Annotated in this window: 1 protein-coding gene; it reads left to right on the top strand. The window is 58.7% G+C overall.

What is annotated here, in order from left to right; translation table 11 throughout:
• Window positions 1-363: 363 nt before the first annotated feature.
• A complete protein-coding gene (locus H7I87_RS28900; RefSeq protein ID WP_244179193.1) occupies window positions 364-1,710 on the top strand; it encodes an HsdM family class I SAM-dependent methyltransferase in 1,347 nt (448 codons plus the stop codon).
• Window positions 1,711-1,801: the final 91 nt, after the last annotated feature.

The following is a 1,801-nucleotide window of genomic DNA, read 5'->3' as shown; positions in this document are numbered from 1 at the left end:
GACGTCAGTGACCAAAGTGCCGAAACCATTGCCCCCACAGCCGCTCTCACGGCATAGTGGCTACCACAGAGCCACACGCGGACACGCGACCGCTCTTACACCACTCCACGGGACGTGACCCGATCGCGATTGACGGTTACACAGCGGACATGCTCAGCGAGCATCAGCGGACGGTCATCGCACGCATTGTCGGCGAACCGGACACGATCGCCGTGCCTCCGCCCACGCCGGCGCCGTGATGGTAGGGGTGCAGCAGGTAGACATCAGCTGCGAGTTTCGACGTCGTTGCGTCCACTGATTGATGGCGCTGGCTATGGTTTCCACTGACCATGTGTCGGGTGTTGGCGGACGAGGGGCTGGTAGGTGCCGAACGAACGGATTACCGAGGACATGGTGGAGGCCAAGCTCCGCGAGCTCGGCTTCTATGACGATGAAGAGTCCGTGCTGGTCGAGAAGCAGCAGTCCGTAGTGAAGGCGATCCGCACCGCGCTCTCCAAGGCATCGAAGACGGGCAAGGGCAGAGCTGGGTACCCCGAGTTCATCATCTCCGCGCCAGCGACCCCCGACATGGTGGTTGTCATCGAGTGCAAAGCCAGCGCCAGGAATCATCAGTCGCGCAACCGCGATCAGCCGAAGGACTTCGCCGTTGATGGTGTCCTCCACTATGCGAGGTATTTGTCCAACGATTACACGGTGATCGCCATCGCCGTCTCGGGAACACCGCGCTCGAATCGATGGTCGTTCTTCGTCGTGCCCAAGGGGACCTATGAGGAGAAGCCGCTGGTCTCCCCGATGGGCGCTCCGATCGCAGAGATGATCGGCATGAACGACCTCATCTCAGCCGCGTCCTTCGATCCCAAGGTTCAGCGACAGCGCGAAAAAGACCTCATCTCCTTCTCGATGGAGATGCACGAGTTCATGCGCGATGAAGCCGAGCTTGAGGAGAAGGAGAAGCCACTGGCGGTGGCGGGAACGTTGCTGGCACTGAAGGACCCGGTGTTCGCCAAGACATATCAGGCATACTCAGCCACGGAGCTTCCCGACTTTTGGATTCAGTCGATCCAAAAGGTAGTCAAGCGGGCGAAGATTCCGTACTCGAAGTTCGAGACGATGACGCAGCCGTTCACAGGCATCCAGGTTCATCCTGAACTCAGCAAGGCGACGAAGGGCTACCCGAAGGGGCTGCTGAGTGAGATCGTCACGATGCTCGCCGAAAAGGTCATGCCCTTCATCACCGTCTACCATGACTTCGATGTTGTTGGAGCCTTCTACGGTGAGTTCCTGAAGTACACCGGAGGCGACGGCAAGGGGCTTGGCATCGTGCTCACCCCCAAGCACGTCACTGAACTCTTCGCGTTGCTCGCCAATGTCACTAAGGACGACAAAGTTCTCGATATCTGTGCTGGCACAGGCGGATTCCTGATTTCGTCGATGATGCAGATGATGAAGTCAGCGACGACGGAAGCTGAAAGCGAGTCCATCAGAAAAGAACGCTTGATCGGGGTTGAGCAGAGTCCGACCATGTACGCGCTCGCGGTTTCCAACATGATTTTGAGGGGCGACGGCAAGGCGAACATGCACCAAGGCTCGTGTTTTGACGGAGCGATCACGACCATCGTCAAGAGACACAAAGCCAACGTCGGAATGATCAACCCGCCGTACGCCAAGTCGAAGGAAGTGAATCGCCCTGGAAATCCTGGAGGCTCCTGACCTTGGAAACGAGGATGGAGCAATGCCGAAGGAACAGTCGCCAGGGAAGCCGACGACGCGCAGGTACAGCCCGGAGGAGAAGGCCGCCGCG

It is taken from the genome of Mycobacterium timonense, assembly GCF_025821985.1.
GTDB lineage: Bacteria > Actinomycetota > Actinomycetes > Mycobacteriales > Mycobacteriaceae > Mycobacterium > Mycobacterium avium.
This window is presented reverse-complemented; position numbering and strand designations above follow the sequence as displayed.